This window comes from Protofrankia symbiont of Coriaria myrtifolia (genome assembly GCF_900634755.1).
GTDB lineage: Bacteria > Actinomycetota > Actinomycetes > Frankiales > Frankiaceae > Protofrankia > Protofrankia coriariae.
Genome location: NZ_CAAAFS010000255.1, coordinates 1 through 15,678 on the forward strand (window position 1 = coordinate 1; position 15,678 = coordinate 15,678).

Sequence of the window (15,678 nt, forward strand, 5' to 3'; positions counted from 1 at the left end):
GGGTGCGGGTGGGGATGGGAGATTCGTAAGCGGCTGACGGGCCACGGCGTCCGACGCGGCTCCCCGGCCGGCGGCGCCCGCATCATCCGCACGGCCAGGCGAGCGTGAACGCCGAGGCCAGCGGTGCCGACAGGAACAGGTGGAACAGCCTGGCGCGGTCCGGGCCCGGGCCCGGGCCCGACGAGTCATCGCCGTAGCGAGTGGAACACCTCCCGCGTCGCGGTGGAACGGTTCAACGTGATGAAGTGGATACCAGGTGCGCCACCGGCGAGCAGCTTCTCGCACAGGTCGGCGGCGACCTCCACCCCGACTGCCCGTACCGCCGCCGGATCGTCGGCCACCGCGTGCAGCCGCCTGGCCAGGTCCGGGGGGAACGCGGCCCCGGACAGCTTCGCCATCCGCTCGATCTGCGCGACGTTGGTCACCGGCATTACACCGGGGATGATCGGCGCCTCGCAGCCGAGCTGGCGGACCCGGTCGACCAGCCGGAAATAGGCATCCGCCTCGAAGAAGAACTGGGTGATGGCATAGTCCGCGCCGGCGGTGAGCTTGCGTACCAGGTAGCGCGCGTCGGTGTCGAAGTCGGACGAGCGGGGGTGGCGATCCGGAAAGGCCGCGACCCCGACGCAGAAGTCACCGAGCGACTGGACGAGGCGTACCAGCTCCTCGGCATGGTGCAGCCCCTGGGGATGGGCGACCCACTCCCCCTGCGGGTCGCCGGGCGGATCGCCGCGTAGCGCCAGGACGTTACGGACCCCGGCGCCGGCATAGCTGCCGATCACCTGCCGCAGCTCGGCGACGGAGTGGTTGACGGCGGTGAGGTGACCAATCGGTGTGAGGGTCGTCTCCGTCGCGATGCGTTCGGTGATCCGCACCGTGCCGGCCCGGGTCGACCCGCCCGCGCCGTAGGTGACCGACACGAAGGACGGCCGCAGCGGCTCCAGCTCCCTGATCGCCGTCCACAGGTGGCGTTCCCCCTCAGGGGTCCTGGGCGGGAAGAACTCGAAGGAGAACGACGGCCGGCCCGAGTCGAGGCAGTCCCGCACGGTCAACCCCCGGGTCGCCACCAACCCCCGGGTCGCCACGACACTCCTGACCGCTGCCATACCCTTGAGGGTAAGCCCTGTCACGCGCCGGACCCGGCACAACCGGCCGAGCCACCCGGACAACCACCCGGACGAGGCGGCCAGCCACGGCACGCCGCCCCTGTAGGCCGCGTCCCGTAGGTCACCCGGCCGCCGCACGGGCTACAGCCGCACCGGGCCCTGGGGCGTCGGGGCGCACACCCGCACCCTGCCGGAGCGGCTGCGGACCGACACCGTCCGCTCCGCCCGCGGATCAACTGGAACACCCAGGGTGACCGCGTCCGCGTCAGGATCCGCGGACTCGACGTCGACCGCGTACGGGCCACCCGGCAGGACGGCCGTGGCTGCCCCGCTGTCGCTGTACGCCGCCACCTTCCCGGGGGGACGGGCGAAGTGCAGGACGACGTCACCGGTGCGGCTGCGCGCGGCGACACCGGCCCCGCCCAGCTCCCGCCCGGCGATGGTGCCCGTGTCGGTGATGAGCACGAGGTCGCCGTCCGAGCCCCACAGGGTCACCTCCCCGCGGCGGACCTCGGCCCGAACCCGGGTCGCCCGCGGCAGCGTCAGCCGGACCCGGGCCTCGCTGGTGCGCCCGTCGATGCGCAGCAGTTCCCCGACCTGTTCCAGAGCCGGGCGCGACCGGCCGGCGCGCCGGCGGACGGTCATCGCCACCCGGGCGTCCGCCCGGTCGGCCTCGGCGATCTCGACCCGTCCGGCGGCCAGCTGGATCTCGACGGCGCCCACCCCGTCCACCGTCTGGCTGATCTGCCGCGGCGGCCGTCGCGGCAGCACGAGCCCGTAGCCGGCCGCGCCCAGCAGGACGGCGGCGGCCACCGCGACGAGGACGTCCGTCATCAGCCCTCCCCGCCACCGGCCGCGCCGAGAGGACGGCTCCCGCCGAGCGGACAGGTTCCATCGAGGGGACGGGTCCTGCCAACAGGGCGGGTCCTGCCAACAGAGCGGGTTCCGTCGATGGAGCAGGTCGGCACGTAGGGAACGGTACCGGTCGAGCCCGGCATCCGGGCGGTCAGCATGACCATCCGAGTCGGATCCCCTGGTTCCGACTGGCCCCGAGCCCGCGGACGGGCACCGGACGAGCCGAGGGCCGCCGCGGGGCGGAAGCCCCGGATCCACCCTGATTCGTCTTAATTCGTCTTAATTCATTGTTCAAACAGGCTGACGAGTTCGGCTTGAGGTCTCGATTCCGGCCGCTGGCTGCGAGACTACAGCTCATGGACGAACGGCTCACACGCTCGGGTGCGCGCGCCCCGGACGGATCCGTGGCACGCGCACCCGAGCACGACCAGGAGGGGAAGTCCGCGGCGGGCGGCGAAGCGTCTCTCGCCAGTCCGGACACGGCCACCGACGCCGACCATCTCGAACGCGCCCTCTTCGAGGTCAAGAAGGTGATCGTCGGCCAGGACCACATGGTCGAGCGGATGCTGGTGGCACTGCTCGCCCGTGGGCACTGCCTGCTGGAGGGGGTGCCGGGGGTGGCCAAGACCCTCGCCGTCCAGACCCTCGCCACGGTGGTCGGCGGGACGTTCACCCGCATCCAGTTCACCAGCGACCTGGTCGTCTCCGACATCATCGGCACCCGGGTCTACCGGCAGACCCGGGAGACCTTCGATGTGGAGCTGGGGCCCATCTTCGCGAACTTCGTCCTCGCCGACGAGATCAACCGGGCGCCCGCCAAGGTGCAGTCGGCGCTGCTGGAGGTGATGGCCGAGCGGCAGGTCTCCCTCGGCGGTGTCACCCACCAGCTGCCGGCGCCGTTCCTGGTGCTGGCGACGCAGAACCCGATCGAGTCCGAGGGGGTGTACCCGCTCCCGGAGGCGCAGCGTGACCGGTTCCTGATGAAGGTGGACGTGCCGTATCCCAGCGGCCACGAGGAGCTGGAGATCGTCCGGCGGATGGGCACCCAGCCGCCCCGGGCCGAGCGCGTCCTGGACCCACCCACGCTGATCAAACTGCAGGAGCGTGCCACCGACGTGTTCGTGCACCATGCGATCGCCGACTACGCGGTCCGCATGGTGCTGGCGACCCGGGCGCCGGCAGAGTTCGGGATGCCCGAACTCACCGGCCATCTCGCCTACGGGGCGTCACCGCGCGCGTCGCTCGGCCTGGTCGCGGCGGCCCGGGCGCTGGCGATGCTGCGCGGCCGGGACTACGTCGTGCCGGACGACGTCGCCGCGGTCGCGCTGGACGTGCTGCCGCACCGGCTGGTGCTGTCCTACGAGGCGCTGGCGGAGGGGCTGTCCGCGCGGACCATCGCCGAACGGATCCTGCACGGCACCCGGCCCCCACGGGTCACGCCCCGCCAGCAGGACTATCCCGGGCACTGGACCACCAACCCGCGCGGATTCCCCGAGTACCTCGGCCAGGAAACGTCGGCGTGAGCGTAAACCAGCCAACGGAACGACCCGCCGGGCCACGCCGCGGCGGCAGAGCGGGCACGTCGGCGACAACCGGTGGAACGGGCAGAGCGGTGACACCCGGCGGACCAGGCGCGGGCACGGCCGGCGGGGCTGGCGGCCGGCCCGGCAGCCCCGCCGCACAGCCCGCGCAGCCCGCACAGCCCACGCCGGGCGTGCCCGGGGCGGCCGCGGCGGATCCGGCGATCGAACGGACCCTGCGGCGTCTCGAGCTGACCGTCACCCGCCGGCTGGACGGCCTGCTGCTCGGCGACCACCTGGGCCTGGTGCCCGGGTCGGGGACGGAGAAGGCCGAAAGCCGCGCCTACCACGTCGGGGACGACGTGCGGCGGATGGACTGGGCGGTCACGGCCCGCACCACCATCCCGCACGTGTACGACCTCGTCGCCGACCGTGAGCTGGAGACCTGGGCTCTCGTCGACCTGACGGCGAGCCTTGAGTTCGGTACCGCGAAGCTGGAGAAGCGCGACCTCGCGATCGCCGCCGTGGCCGCCGTGGGCTACCTGACGGCACGCAGCGGCAACCGGCTGGGCGCGGTGGTGCTGACAACCGGCCACCCGCCGCGGCTCGTCCCCGCCCGCACCGGCCGGGACGGCCTGCGGGCGCTGCTGCGCGCGCTGCTGGCGGCGCCACGAACCGCGCTGGACCGGCCGGCCCGCCGCTCCCCCGCCACCCCGGCCCCGGGGACGGGCGCCGGTCCGGAGACAGGCGCGGGGGCCGGGACGGTCCCGGGCGCCGGGACGTCCACGACCGATCTCGCCGCCGCCCTGAACGGGCTGCGCAACCCGCCCCGGCGCCGCGGGATGGTCGTCGTGATCTCGGATTTCCTCTCGGTCGACCTGTCCTGGGAACGGTCGCTGCGCGCGCTCGCCGGCCGGCACCAGGTACTCGCCATCGAGATCGTCGACCCGCGCGAGCTCGAGCTCCCCAACGTCGGGCTGCTCGACGTGGTCGACCCGGAGACCGGCGCGACCCTGACGGTGCCCACCTCCTCCCGCCGGCTGCGCGACTCCTACGCCCGGGCCGCCGCGGCACACCGCCGGGAGGTGGACGCGGCACTGCGCCGGGCGGGCGCCGGCCATCTCGTCCTGCGGACCGACTCCGACTGGCTCACCGACATCGTCCGGTTCGTCCTGGCCACCCGCCGCGGCCGGGGCGCGGCCAGGCGCCCACCGGTCGCGGCCCGTCCCACCGGAGCCGGCCGATGACCTTCCTCGCCGGCCACTGGCTGTGGCTGCTGCTGGCGGTCGGCGCCATCGCCGCCGCCTACATCGTGATGTCGCTGCGCCGGAAGGCCTACGCGGCACGCTTCACCTCGGTCGGGTTACTGGCGTCGGTGCTGCCACGGCGGCCGCAGTGGTGGCGTCGGCACCTGCCCGCGGCCCTGCTGCTGCTCACGCTGGCCGCCATGGTGTTCTCCCTCGCCCGGCCGGCCCAGGCCCGGCGGGTCCCCCGCGAACGCGCGACGATCATTCTGGCGATCGACGTGTCGAACTCGATGGCGGCCACCGACGTCGCGCCCAACCGTCTCGCGGCGGCCAAGGACGGCGCCGACGCGTTCATCGACCAGCTTCCACCGCGGATCAACCTGGGGCTGGTGTCGTTCTCCGGGTCAGCGGCGCTCCTCGTCCCACCGACCACCGACCGGCAGTCCGTGCGGTCCGGCATCCACGGGCTGCAGCTCGGCCCGTCCACCGCGATCGGCGAGGGCATCTTCGCCGGCCTGCAGGCCATCACCACCGCCGGGGAACAGCTCGCCGCGGACGGCGGGACACCGCCGCCGGCCGCCATCGTGCTGCTCTCCGACGGGGAGACCCAGCGGGGACGCCCGAACGCCCAGGCAGCCCAGGCAGCCAGGGACGCCGGGGTGCCGGTCGACACGATCGCCTACGGCACCGCGGACGGCAGCCTCGACGTGGGTGGCCAGGAGATTCCCGTCCCGGTCAACGAGGACGCGCTGCGCGAGATCGCGCGGGCGACCGACGGCTCCTACCACCGGGCCGCCTCCGGGGACGAGCTGCGCTCGGTGTACGAGAACCTCGGCAGTTCCATCGGCTACCGCAACGAGTTCCACGAGGTCACCACCTGGTTCGTCGGCCTGTCCCTGCTGCTGGGGCTGACGGCCGCGGCCGGGTCGGTGGCCTTCTCCTCCCGGCTGCCCTGAGCAGCGGTGATCGGCGTATCCGCGATCGGCCGGGCAGCCGCTGAAAACCGCTGTCTGCCGCCTCACCGGCCAGGTCCGCATCACCCGATGTGGGCGGGTGGCGGTGGGCGCCTGTCGGCCCGTGCGTCCGGCATGAGTAAGGTGTAGATGCGGCGTGCGCGCTCGCGTGTGTCGACTTGCGTGGCGATAAGGATCATAGAATGACTCAGGGCACTGTGAAGTGGTTCAACGCAGAGAAGGGTTTTGGGTTCATCAGCCCGGACGGTGGCAGTCCGGACGTTTTCGTGCATTTCTCCGCGATCGCGACGAACGGCTACAAAACCCTGGAAGAGAACCAGCGGGTCGAGTTCGACACGACCCAGGGCCAGAAGGGTCCGCAGGCGGAGAACGTCCGGCCGCTTTGATCATCGGCGGCCACGCGGCTCAGCGTGATCGCGGACAGCAGTAGGAACATGCGTGAGGCGAGCCCCGCAACCGGCATGGTGCGGGGCTCGTCCCGTATCAGCCAACCGGCCCCGGTCTCGTAGTCGTCACCAGGCCTCGTGTCGTCCCGGGCCTGGTCACTTCGTGTCGTTACACGGCCGGTCAAGGGCCGCGGGCCTCGTCAGGGGGCCTCGTCGGGGTAGGTCTCGATGTCCGTCGCCTTGAACGACGCCCAGACGCGCGATCCCGGCTCCAGCCGCAGTTCGGCCAGGGCCGCGGGGGTGACGTCGGCAAGCAGAGCGGGGTTCGTGTCCACCGCGACCCTGGCCCGGTCCCCCAGCAGTTCCAGCCCGGTGACCTGGCCGGCCAGCGTGTTGCGGGCGCTGCCGTGCGGCTCGACGACGCCGAGCATCACCGCGGACGGCCGCAGCGCGGCCAGCACCGGACCGGTGATCGCGCTGTCCGCGACGGTGAGCGTGCCGCCACCGGGCAGCCGTACGACACCCGCCTCAGCCTCCCCCCGGTACAGGTTCAGCCCGACGAGCCGGGCGACATAGTCGGTGCGGGGCCGGCGGGCCACCTCGGCCGGCGGGCCCTGCTGCACCACCCGTCCGGCCTCGATGATGACGACGTGGTCGGCCAGCACCATGGCCTCGATCGGGTCGTGGGTCACCAGCACGGACGGGCCACCGAACCCGCTGAGATGGCGGCGCAGGTCCCCTCGGACGGCCAGCCGGGTGGCCGCGTCCAGCGCCGCCAGCGGCTCGTCCAGCAGCAGCAGCTTCGGGCCCGCGGCGAGCGCTCTGGCGAGCGCGACCCGTTGAGCCTGCCCGCCGGAGAGCGCCCCGGGCCGGCGGGCGGCGAACTCGGCCAGCCCGAACGTCTCCAGCCAGCGCAGCGCGGCGGCCCGGGCGGCGGCCCGCGGGACTCCCCGGCAGCGCAGCCCGAAGGCGACGTTGTCCCGCGCGGACAGATGCGGGAACAGCAGGTAGTCCTGAAAAACCATCCCGACCGTGCGGCGCTGTGCCGGGACGAAGATTCCCTCCGCCGGGTCGTCCAGGACGAGGCCGGCCAGGCTGATCCGGCCCGCGTCGACCGGCTGCAGCCCGGCCAGCGCCCGCAGCAGGGTGGTCTTGCCCGCGCCGTTGGGCCCGAGAACGGCGACGGTCGTCCCGCTCGCCGCGGTCAGCGTCACGTCCAGGGTGAAGCCGCTGGCCCGCCGCACTCGCAGGCGTGCCAGCAACGCGCCGTCGTCGGATCCACCGCCGTCAGGCGGGCCGGCCCGTCCCGCCGGCCCGTCCCGCTCGCCGAGCCCGCTCACCGGGCTCACAGGGTCGTCCCCGGACGCAGCCAGCGGTCCCGGAGCAGGGCCAGGACGACCACGGCCACGACGAGCAGGACCAGGGACAGTGCGGTCGCGGTGTCCGGGTCGGTCTCCAGGGCGAGGTAGACCGCCAGCGGCATCGTCTGGGTGGTACCCGGGAAGTTACCCGCGAAGGTGATCGTCGCTCCGAACTCGCCGAGGGCGCGTGCCCAGCACAGCACCGCGCCCGCGCCGAGCGACGGCGCGATCATCGGGAGGGTGACCCGGCGGAACGTTACCCACCGGCTTGCGCCAAGGGTGGCGGAGGCGTCCTCGAAGCGTCGGTCCGCTGATCGTAACGCCCCTTCAACCGCGACGATCAGGAACGGCATCGCCACGAACGCCTCCGCCACGACCACCCCGGCGGTGGTGAACGGGAGGGTGATCCCGAACCAGGCGTCGAGGTATCGGCCGACGATGCCCCGACGCCCGAAGGCCAGCAGCAGCGCCACCCCACCGACCACGGGCGGCAGCACGAGCGGCACGGTGATCACCGCGCGCAGCAGCCCACGGCCGAGGAAGTCCGCCCTGGCCAGCAACCAGGCCAGCGGCACACCCACCGCCAACGACAGCACGGTCGCGATGCTCGCGGTCAGCAGGGACAGCCGCAGCGCCTCGCGCACCTCGGGCTCGGCCAGCAGCTCCGGCAGGTCGCGCCAGGGCACCCGCACAAGCAGCCCGGCCAGTGGGAGCAGGAGGAAGGCAAGCGCGATGCCGCCGGCGGCGGCCAGCGGAACCGGTACCCGCCCACCGGCCCGCCCACGGGGCCGCCCACGGGGCCGCCCACGGGGCCGGCCGCCGGGCTGGGCCAGGCCGGGCGCCGGGACGGCGAACGGAGCGGGGACTCGAGAGCGGGGCCGGCGGAGGCGGCCGGCCGTGAAGATCCGGCTCACGCCGCGGCGGGGTACCCGGCCCCGGCGTGCGGCGCCCCACCGGTATCGAGCTCAGCTGCGCCGGGCACACGTGCGCCGGGCACAGATGAGCTGGACACAGATGAGCTGGGCGCGCCTGTATCGGGCTGTCTGACGGCGGCGGGTGCCCCGGCCGAGTTCTTTGATCGCGCTTTCATCCGTCCCCGCACGTCCGCCCCCCGCAACCTGCCACGTCCGGCAGGGCTCCGGAAACGCTGGAAGCCCCGGAAAACCCCGGAAGGACCGGACGGGCCGGAGGGAACCGGCCGGCCACCGGTTGTCGTGTGGCGTCAGCGACGCTGCGCCGGCAGCTCCATCACCACGTTCGTCGACTTCACCGAGGCCACAGCCACCACGCCCGGCTCGAGGCCGAGCTCGTCGGCGGACTCGCGGCTCATCAGGGACACCACCCGGTGCGGACCGGCCTGGATCTCGACCTGGGCCATCACACCGTCGCGTACCACCCGGGTCACGATGCCGGGAAAGCGGTTACGGGCCGACTCCCCCACCACCGCGGCGTCCGCGGCCGGCGGTCGGTCGCTCGAGGCCGCGAGCTCCTTGCTGAACTGGGCCAGCGCGGCACCTTCGACGGCCTGCCGACCGCTGCTGTCCCGTACCAGTGGCAGCCGTCCGGCGTCGGCCCACCGTCGGACGGTGTCGTCGCTGACGCCCAACAGACCGGCCGCGTCTGAGATCCGCAAAGTCGCCATGCATGCACCATAACCAGCGTATCTACGGTTTGTCGCGTGCACCGGAACCGAATACACGGTTACTTCGCGCACCTCGCCGCTGACACTGCCGCTGACCGCCGCTGACCGCCGCAACTGGCCGTCACCGCTGACGCACGAACATGCTACGCGACCGGCCGTCCCGGACATCCGGGCAGCTACGGCCGGCGGACGCAGCCGGCGGAACACAGCCCGCGGGAGACGGACGGCGGAAGACGGACAGCGCGGGCCGGCCATGGTGTCAGGCCTCGGCGCACCCGCCCGCGCCGTCCGGGTGATGGCTCAGGGCCGCGCGCAGCCGGGTGGCCAGGGCCGTGACGGCCGGCCCCGGCTCGGCGGCCTGCGTGATGCCCCGGACGACCACGACCCGCCGGGCGCCGGTGTCGAGCACGTCGTCCAGCGTGGTGGCGTCCACCCCGCCGGTGACGAACCAGGGCTTGGCGCCGGGGGTGAACGGGGGTGCGAGCCGGGCGGCCAGGCGTGGTAGCTCCAGCCCGACCGGCGGACGCCCCTGCTTCGTGGGCGTCGCCCACACCGGGCCGACGCAGAAGTAGTCCACGTCGGGATCCTCGATCGCCGCGGCGAGCTGGTCGGGATCATGGGTGGACAGGCCGATCAGCACGTCCGGGCCGAGCAACTGGCGGGCCAGCCGGGGCGGGATGTCGTGCTGGCCGACGTGCAGCACGTCCACGCCGGTGAAGGCGGCGAGATCGGCGCGGTCGTTGGCGGCGACCAGCGCCCCCCGCCGCCGCGCGACCTGGCGCACCACGGCGAGCCCGTCGGCCTCGAGCTGCCACTCCAGGCCCTTCTCGCGCAGCTGGACGACGTCCACCCCGGCGGCGACCACCTCGTCGAGGAAGGCGGCCAGTTCCGGCCGCAACCCGAGACACAGGTACAGCCTGGCGTCGGCCAGCCGGACCAGGCGGGCTTCCGCCTCCGCTGACCGCGTGTACGACGACGCATATGACGACCGGGGGGCATCGACGTCCTGTGTCATACCCTCGACCCTACGGCGGCGCGGGCGGCTGGAAGGCGCTAGAAGGCGAGGGCCTGGGCCCGGCGTTTGACCTCCCGGCCACGGTTCTCCGCCAGGGCACGCACAGGGGTGCCGGGCAGGGTCGGGTCCTCCCGGAAGAGCCAGTCCAACGACTCCTCGTCGGAGAAGCCGGCATCGGAGAGCACGGTCAGCAGGCCCGACAGGCCCTTGAGCACCGTGCCGTCCTGGATGAACTCGGTCGGAACCCGCAGTACGCCATCTGAGCGCACGGCGAGCAGTTTGCGATCCCGCACCATCTGACGCACGCGCGTGATGGGTATCCCGAGCCGGTCAGCGACGTCGGGCAGGGTCAGCCATTCCACGGTCAAAGTAAACACCGAGAAACGGCCATTGGTCATACCGGGGTGAGGGTCGTACGGGGTGATGGTCATACCGGCGCGACAGACCCCCCACCAGCGGCCACCGACTGGCTGGCCGCCTCCATCACGGCGACCACCCGCCGGGCCACCTCCGCGGTGTACTGCATGGGCCAGCCGGAGACGAGCAGGTCGGCGAGCTGATTGTGGAAGACCGAGGTGACCGGTGCCGGCGGCAGCGGCAGCCTGGTCCGGCTGCCGTCGGCGGCGACCAGGTTCAGGTGGACGGCGGGGGTGGCGAACATCCGCTCGGCGTGTCGCCCGGGCCGCGGGCCGGGGATGACCGGCTCGGTGGGGACCTCGCTGACGATCGAGCCGGCCGTTCCGATCACGTGGAACCTGGGCAGCGCCGCGGCGGCGAGATCGGAGATCGTGATCTGGGCCTCGGTACCGCTGGCGAAGTGCAGCAGGATACGGGTGTGGTCGGCGTTGCTCACGTGGTGCCACACCCGCTTGTGCGCGGTCGCCGACACCCATTCGACGGGCCCGGCGAGCAGGTCGAGGATCCAGTCCAGGGGAGCGAAGCCCCGGTCGTAGACGGCCCCGCCGCTGACCCGGGCATCGTCGTGCCAGGTCCCGGGCGGGCGCGTGTAGGCGCTCTGGAACGTCTCCAGCCACAGCACGTCACCGATCGCACCCGCTCGGACCGAGCTCTGCAACGCACGGCAACCAAGATCGTCTCGCTGGTCGGGATGGACCGCCAGGATGAGCCCGCGCTCGGCGGCCAGGCCCGTCAGCTCGTCGGCTTCCCGAGTGGTCAGGCAGAACGGATGCTCGACCACGACGTGCTTGCCGGCCTCGAGCGCCCGCACCGCCCACTCCGTGTGGGTGTGCGTCGGAGTGACAACGATCATCAGATCGATCTCGGAGTCGTTCACCAGGTCCGCCGGATTGGCGATCCGGCGGACGGTACGGTCCCCGCCGCGTCCCGGCGGGCGCGACGCGCCGTCACAGATCGCGGCCATCTCCAGACCTTCGGTGACGTCGACGGCCATGTGGTGGAAGGCGGCGGACTCGGCCGTCCCGAGCAGCCCCACCCGTACCGGCGGCGCGTCCCGCACGCCGAGGGCGTGGCGCAGCCAGCGTCCGATCAGACGGTGGTAGGCGGGATCGGCCAGCGTCCGGTCACCCGAACCGAGCGTGAGCATGCCCAGGCCCGTCGACGGACGCCAGGTGCACACCGGATGCACGGTCAGCTCGTGACGCACCATCAGCAGCTGTTCCACGTCGTCGGCGAGCTTGTCGGGCACGACCCACTGGTCGACCGGCCGGAAGTCACCGAGCCGGGTGGTGAACTCCGCGCCGTCCGGGCCCGGCAACAGCCACAGTTCGTGGACCGGCGTCACCCGGCCCGGCACCAGCCCGGACGCCTCCACCAGCGGGCTGTCCGGCGGCAGCGACCGCAGGGTGGGGCCGGCGAGCAGCACCGGGACGGACTGGCGGGCACGGTCGAGCACGTCCTGCTCGCCGCTGTCCAACGGTCGGTCGATGAGGACGAGCAGCGCATCCGCGGACCGCGCGGAGGTGGGCCCGAGCCCCGCACCCCTGAGATGGTCACCGAGTGCGCTGGCGCCGGGAAGGTTCGAGACCAGGTGAATCCGGGGCACGCAGGCACTGTAGTGAATTAGCCCACCGGCAAAGCGACGGGGGTCCGCTCAGGAAACACGGACGACCAAGAGGATCAGTGCAGGAGGATCAACGTAGAAGGATCTGTGTGGGAGGATCAGCGCGGCGGCGTACCCGTCGGGTCACAGCCACCGGCCGGCGTGCCCGTCCACAAACCCCGCACCCACAGCCACAATCCGTGCCAGGTCGGTACGGGTAACCGATGTCGGTTGCGACATGTCCGGACATAGACAGCGGCGGCGATCCGGCCGGGCAATCGGCGGCGGAGCAGATTTCCCAACAGCCGCCAGGGCTGCCCGGAGATGGCCAGCCACGCGACCACCGCCTGCGCACCCGAGCACGCCGTGCCGTCCACCTGGCCGTCCACATGGCCATCCGTCTCGCCGCCCGTGTGGCCGCCCGTGCGGTTGCGCACGTCGCCGTTCACGTCGCCGTTCGTGTCGACCCACCAGACGGCCTCCCGCGCCTGCCGCTCGGTCAGGCCGAGTCCGCGCAGATCTACCGCCTGCCAGGGCTGGACGTCCGGCACCGGGCTGAGATGGTGGGCGAGAAGAGCGACGGCGGCCTGACAGAAAGCGCAGTCACCGTCCCAGACGAATATCGGGCGCGGGCGCGCGCCCGTCTTCCCGGGCGAATACCGGATGTTCCCGGACGAATACCGGATGCCGACACCCGTGGGCGTCCGGTTTTGACTCACCGGCGGCCTCCCGACCCTCGCGCCAGCGGTCCTTACGACAGCCGGCTCTATCAGCATCCGGCTCTATCGGCATCCGGTCCTGTCGACAGCCGGATCTGTCGACAACTCGGCCGTCCCGACATCTGTGCGCTATCCCGGCATCACGCTCATCCCGGCCATCCCGGCCATCCCGGGATGCGGACCGCTGGCCGCGCGAAAAACCATGGTCGCCGCCTCCGGCGGCCCGGCTGCCGTGTCGGCCCGGCCGGCAGGGGCGGCACCGGCCCCCGCCGGCGTCCGGGCGGATGGCCCCCGTCGCGGCGCCGGCCCACCCGTTCATACTGGGATGGGTTCGGATCGACTGGGATGGGGTATGGCCCTGCGACGGGTTGGGCACAGGTATGGCCGTGGTGCCGGATTCCGGCGCCATCCACGGGCGCTCTAAGCTGTTGACCGTGGACGCGACCGTCGCAGACCCCGTCATCGGACGGTTGCTGGACGGGCGCTACACCGCGCAGGAACGCATCGCGGTTGGCGGTATGGCGACGGTCTACGTCGCCCACGACAACCGGCTTGACCGGCTGGTCGCCCTGAAGGTCATGCATCCCGCGTTCACCCACGACGAGGACTACCTCCGCCGCTTCCAGCAGGAGGCCACCGCCGCCGCGCGGCTGAACACCCCGTGCGTCGTCTCCGTTCTCGACCAGGGCCGCGATCACGGTCCCAGCGGCCCAGTGATCTACCTGGTGATGGAGCTGGTGCGGGGTCAGACCCTGCGCCAGCTCATCGGCAGCCGCGGGCGGCTGACCCCCACCGAGGCCATCGAGATCATCGAGCCGGTCCTCGAGGCGCTCGCGGCGGCCCACAACGCGGGGATCATCCACCGCGACATCAAGCCGGAGAACATCCTGCTCGGCCATGACGGCCAGGTGAAGGTCGCCGACTTCGGGCTTGCCCGCCCGCTGAACCAGGCAACCCATGCCATGACACAGGGTGTCGTAATGGGGACCGTTGACTACTTGGCGCCCGAGCAGGTCAGTGACGGCTCCGCCAGCCCCCGCAGCGACGTCTACGCCGCCGGGGTCGTCCTCTACGAGATGCTCATCGGGGTGCTGCCCCACACCGGCAGCACCCCGATGTCCGTGGCCTACCAGTCGGTGCACGGCGAGGTCCCCGCGCCGTCGGCGGCCGCGGAGGGCATCCCGGCCGAACTGGATGCGCTGGTGCTGCACGCCACCGCGCGTGACCTGGACATGCGCCCGGCCGACGGCACCGCCATGCTCGACGAGCTGCACCGCGTCCTGCCCTACCTGCCGGCGCCGGCCGCGGGCACTGTGCACACCGCGGCGCCCGGCGGCGGTGTGCACAGTGCCCGCGGTGCCGGCGCTCGCCGGCGCAGCCGCCCACGGGCGACCGCCGGCTTCGCCCTGGGGAGCCGGCGGTCGCCCGAGTGGCGCTACCGGCTCCTGTCACGCCGGTTCCGCGGCAGAAGGCCGGTGCTGGCGGCCGTGACCGCGGCTGTCGTCCTGCTCTGCGGGATCGTCGTGGCCAGCAGGGCGCTGTCCGGGCCGGGCACGGCGCCGGTCCCCCCACTGGTGGGCCTCGACCAGGCTGCGGCGGTACAGGCGCTGACCGACGCCGGGTTCACCGTGGCCTACGACGAGGCCGCCACCAGCGACACCATCCCCGCCGGAAAGGTCATGGCGCAGGAGCCGGACGGCGCCGTCAGGGCGACGCGCGGCAGCACCGTGCGGATACGCCTGAGCCTGGGCCGGGCGAAGGTCCGGGTGCCGGACGTCGCCACCCTGTCGGTGGCGGAGGCCCAGGCCCGGCTGACCCGCCAGCAGCTCAACCTCTCCACGACGCCACGCACAGAGGCCAACGACACGATCCCGGCCGGCAACGTGATCAGGACGGAGCCCGCCGTCAACACCGAGCTCGCTGCCGGCGCCCAGGTGACACTGATCGTCAGTTCCGGTCCGGCCATGGCGGTCGTCCCCAACGTGATCAATGTACCCATCGCCACAGCTCAGTCCCAGCTCGGCGCTCTCGGCCTGAAGGTGACACGGCTCGACGTCAACGACGAGACCGTCCAGAGCGGGAACGTCATCCGCACCTCCCCTGACCCGGGGCAGCCAGTCACCCGCGGCTCGGTGGTGACAGTGCTGGTGTCCAAGGGGCCGGTGGACGACGAGGACCGCGGCGACCTGGTCGAGGTGCCCAACGTCATCAATCAGAAATATCAGAACGCGGCCCGCGAACTACAACGCCGTGGACTGCGGCCCGAGCGCAACGGCTTCGTCTTCTTCGACGACACGGTGGTCAGAAGCACGGATCCGCCCCCTGGTACCAAGGTCAAAAAGGGCACCAAGGTGACCCTCACCATCGGATAGTCCCGGTAATCGTCACATGGCTGTTCCAGGCGGGCATTTTTCCCGGCATACTTCGGCTGTCCGGACGAATCACCCTCGGCCGTGGGGGCGGAATGCGTGCCCGAACGGGGTGTCCCTGGTCATCATGGGGGCCGACGGTGTATCCGGGTGGTAGCGAGCCCCCGGTCGGCACACCGTACTAGGGGGAAACAGGGGGGACTCCGGTGGGAGTACTGCTCACGGGGCGACGAGCCGAGCGTTTCGACCGGCTCGTCGACGGCGGATCGCCGGCCGCTCACCCGGATGACCGCGAGCGGCTGACCGTGGTCGTGGCGCTGCGCGCCCATGAAACGGTGTCGCCGCGCCCCGAGTTCCGTACGGCGCTGCGCGCCCAGCTGCTCGCCGAGAGCCTGACCGCCGGAACCGAAACTCCGAAGACCGCCGCCGCGGCCTCACCGGCGCCGGGCGCCACGACCCCCGAC

15 protein-coding genes are annotated in these 15,678 nt (G+C 72.4%); 6 read left to right on the forward strand and 9 right to left on the reverse strand.

The features are described from left to right. Positions 1-185: 185 nt before the first annotated feature. On the reverse strand, positions 186-1,106 hold the full coding sequence (metF, locus tag CM1CMNOD_RS14420; protein ID WP_043603754.1) for a methylenetetrahydrofolate reductase [NAD(P)H]: 921 nt from the start codon (positions 1,104-1,106) through the stop codon (positions 186-188). Between the two features lie 141 nt (positions 1,107-1,247). Next, a complete protein-coding gene (locus CM1CMNOD_RS14425; RefSeq protein WP_013874335.1) occupies positions 1,248-1,940 on the reverse strand; it encodes a hypothetical protein in 693 nt (230 codons plus the stop codon). Positions 1,941-2,317: 377 nt separating this feature from the next. Between CM1CMNOD_RS14425 and CM1CMNOD_RS14430 the strand changes: the two genes are divergently transcribed. The 4 genes from CM1CMNOD_RS14430 (at position 2,318) to CM1CMNOD_RS14445 (ending at position 6,088) form a co-directional block, all read left to right on the forward strand. Continuing rightward, entirely contained in the window at positions 2,318-3,484 is a 1,167-nt protein-coding gene (locus CM1CMNOD_RS14430; protein ID WP_013874336.1) for an AAA family ATPase, read from the forward strand. A gap of 89 nt (positions 3,485-3,573) precedes the next feature. Then, on the forward strand, positions 3,574-4,728 hold the full coding sequence (locus CM1CMNOD_RS14435; RefSeq protein WP_431307447.1) for a DUF58 domain-containing protein: 1,155 nt from the start codon (positions 3,574-3,576) through the stop codon (positions 4,726-4,728). Beyond that, positions 4,725-5,684: a VWA domain-containing protein gene (locus CM1CMNOD_RS14440; RefSeq protein WP_013874338.1), complete on the forward strand. Its 960-nt coding sequence runs from the start codon at positions 4,725-4,727 to the stop codon at positions 5,682-5,684. The genes CM1CMNOD_RS14435 and CM1CMNOD_RS14440 overlap by 4 nt, the downstream gene beginning before the upstream one ends. A 200-nt stretch (positions 5,685-5,884) precedes the next feature. Continuing rightward, positions 5,885-6,088, forward strand: coding sequence for a cold-shock protein (locus tag CM1CMNOD_RS14445; protein ID WP_013874339.1), 204 nt, complete (start codon positions 5,885-5,887; stop codon positions 6,086-6,088). A gap of 200 nt (positions 6,089-6,288) precedes the next feature. Here the strand turns inward: CM1CMNOD_RS14445 and CM1CMNOD_RS14450 are convergent, their stop codons facing one another. The 7 genes from CM1CMNOD_RS14450 to CM1CMNOD_RS14480 all read right to left on the reverse strand — a co-directional run bounded on the left by CM1CMNOD_RS14450 (position 6,289) and on the right by CM1CMNOD_RS14480 (position 12,845). Beyond that, the gene (locus CM1CMNOD_RS14450) at positions 6,289-7,437 is read right to left on the reverse strand and encodes a sulfate/molybdate ABC transporter ATP-binding protein (protein ID WP_013874340.1); all 1,149 of its coding nucleotides are present in this window, start codon (positions 7,435-7,437) and stop codon (positions 6,289-6,291) included. Then, positions 7,434-8,282: an ABC transporter permease gene (locus CM1CMNOD_RS14455; RefSeq protein WP_131774032.1), complete on the reverse strand. Its 849-nt coding sequence runs from the start codon at positions 8,280-8,282 to the stop codon at positions 7,434-7,436. The genes CM1CMNOD_RS14450 and CM1CMNOD_RS14455 overlap by 4 nt, the downstream gene beginning before the upstream one ends. A 389-nt stretch (positions 8,283-8,671) precedes the next feature. Then, positions 8,672-9,091 (reverse strand): TOBE domain-containing protein, encoded by a 420-nt coding sequence (locus CM1CMNOD_RS14460; RefSeq protein WP_043603760.1) that lies wholly within the window; start codon positions 9,089-9,091, stop codon positions 8,672-8,674. Between the two features lie 259 nt (positions 9,092-9,350). Then, complete coding sequence (thiE, locus tag CM1CMNOD_RS14465) at positions 9,351-10,106, reverse strand: thiamine phosphate synthase (protein WP_013874343.1); 756 nt, start codon at positions 10,104-10,106, stop codon at positions 9,351-9,353. Between the two features lie 38 nt (positions 10,107-10,144). Further along, positions 10,145-10,504, reverse strand: a complete 360-nt coding sequence (locus tag CM1CMNOD_RS14470) for an Rv2175c family DNA-binding protein (RefSeq protein ID WP_050803557.1) — start codon at positions 10,502-10,504, stop codon at positions 10,145-10,147. A gap of 29 nt (positions 10,505-10,533) precedes the next feature. Next, a complete protein-coding gene (locus tag CM1CMNOD_RS14475; protein ID WP_013874345.1) occupies positions 10,534-12,129 on the reverse strand; it encodes a Gfo/Idh/MocA family protein in 1,596 nt (531 codons plus the stop codon). A gap of 116 nt (positions 12,130-12,245) precedes the next feature. Next, positions 12,246-12,845 carry a DCC1-like thiol-disulfide oxidoreductase family protein gene (locus CM1CMNOD_RS14480; protein WP_013874346.1) on the reverse strand — a complete coding sequence of 200 codons (600 nt, stop codon included), beginning with the start codon at positions 12,843-12,845 and terminating at the stop codon, positions 12,246-12,248. 434 nt (positions 12,846-13,279) lie between these two features. Here CM1CMNOD_RS14480 and pknB point away from each other — a divergent pair, with 434 nt between their 5' ends. Both pknB and CM1CMNOD_RS14490 read left to right on the forward strand, forming a co-directional pair. Further along, on the forward strand, positions 13,280-15,217 hold the full coding sequence (pknB, locus tag CM1CMNOD_RS14485) for a Stk1 family PASTA domain-containing Ser/Thr kinase (protein ID WP_043606739.1): 1,938 nt from the start codon (positions 13,280-13,282) through the stop codon (positions 15,215-15,217). A gap of 203 nt (positions 15,218-15,420) precedes the next feature. Further along, on the forward strand, positions 15,421-15,678 hold a 258-nt coding region (locus CM1CMNOD_RS14490), incomplete at its 3' end, for a hypothetical protein (RefSeq protein ID WP_207387501.1).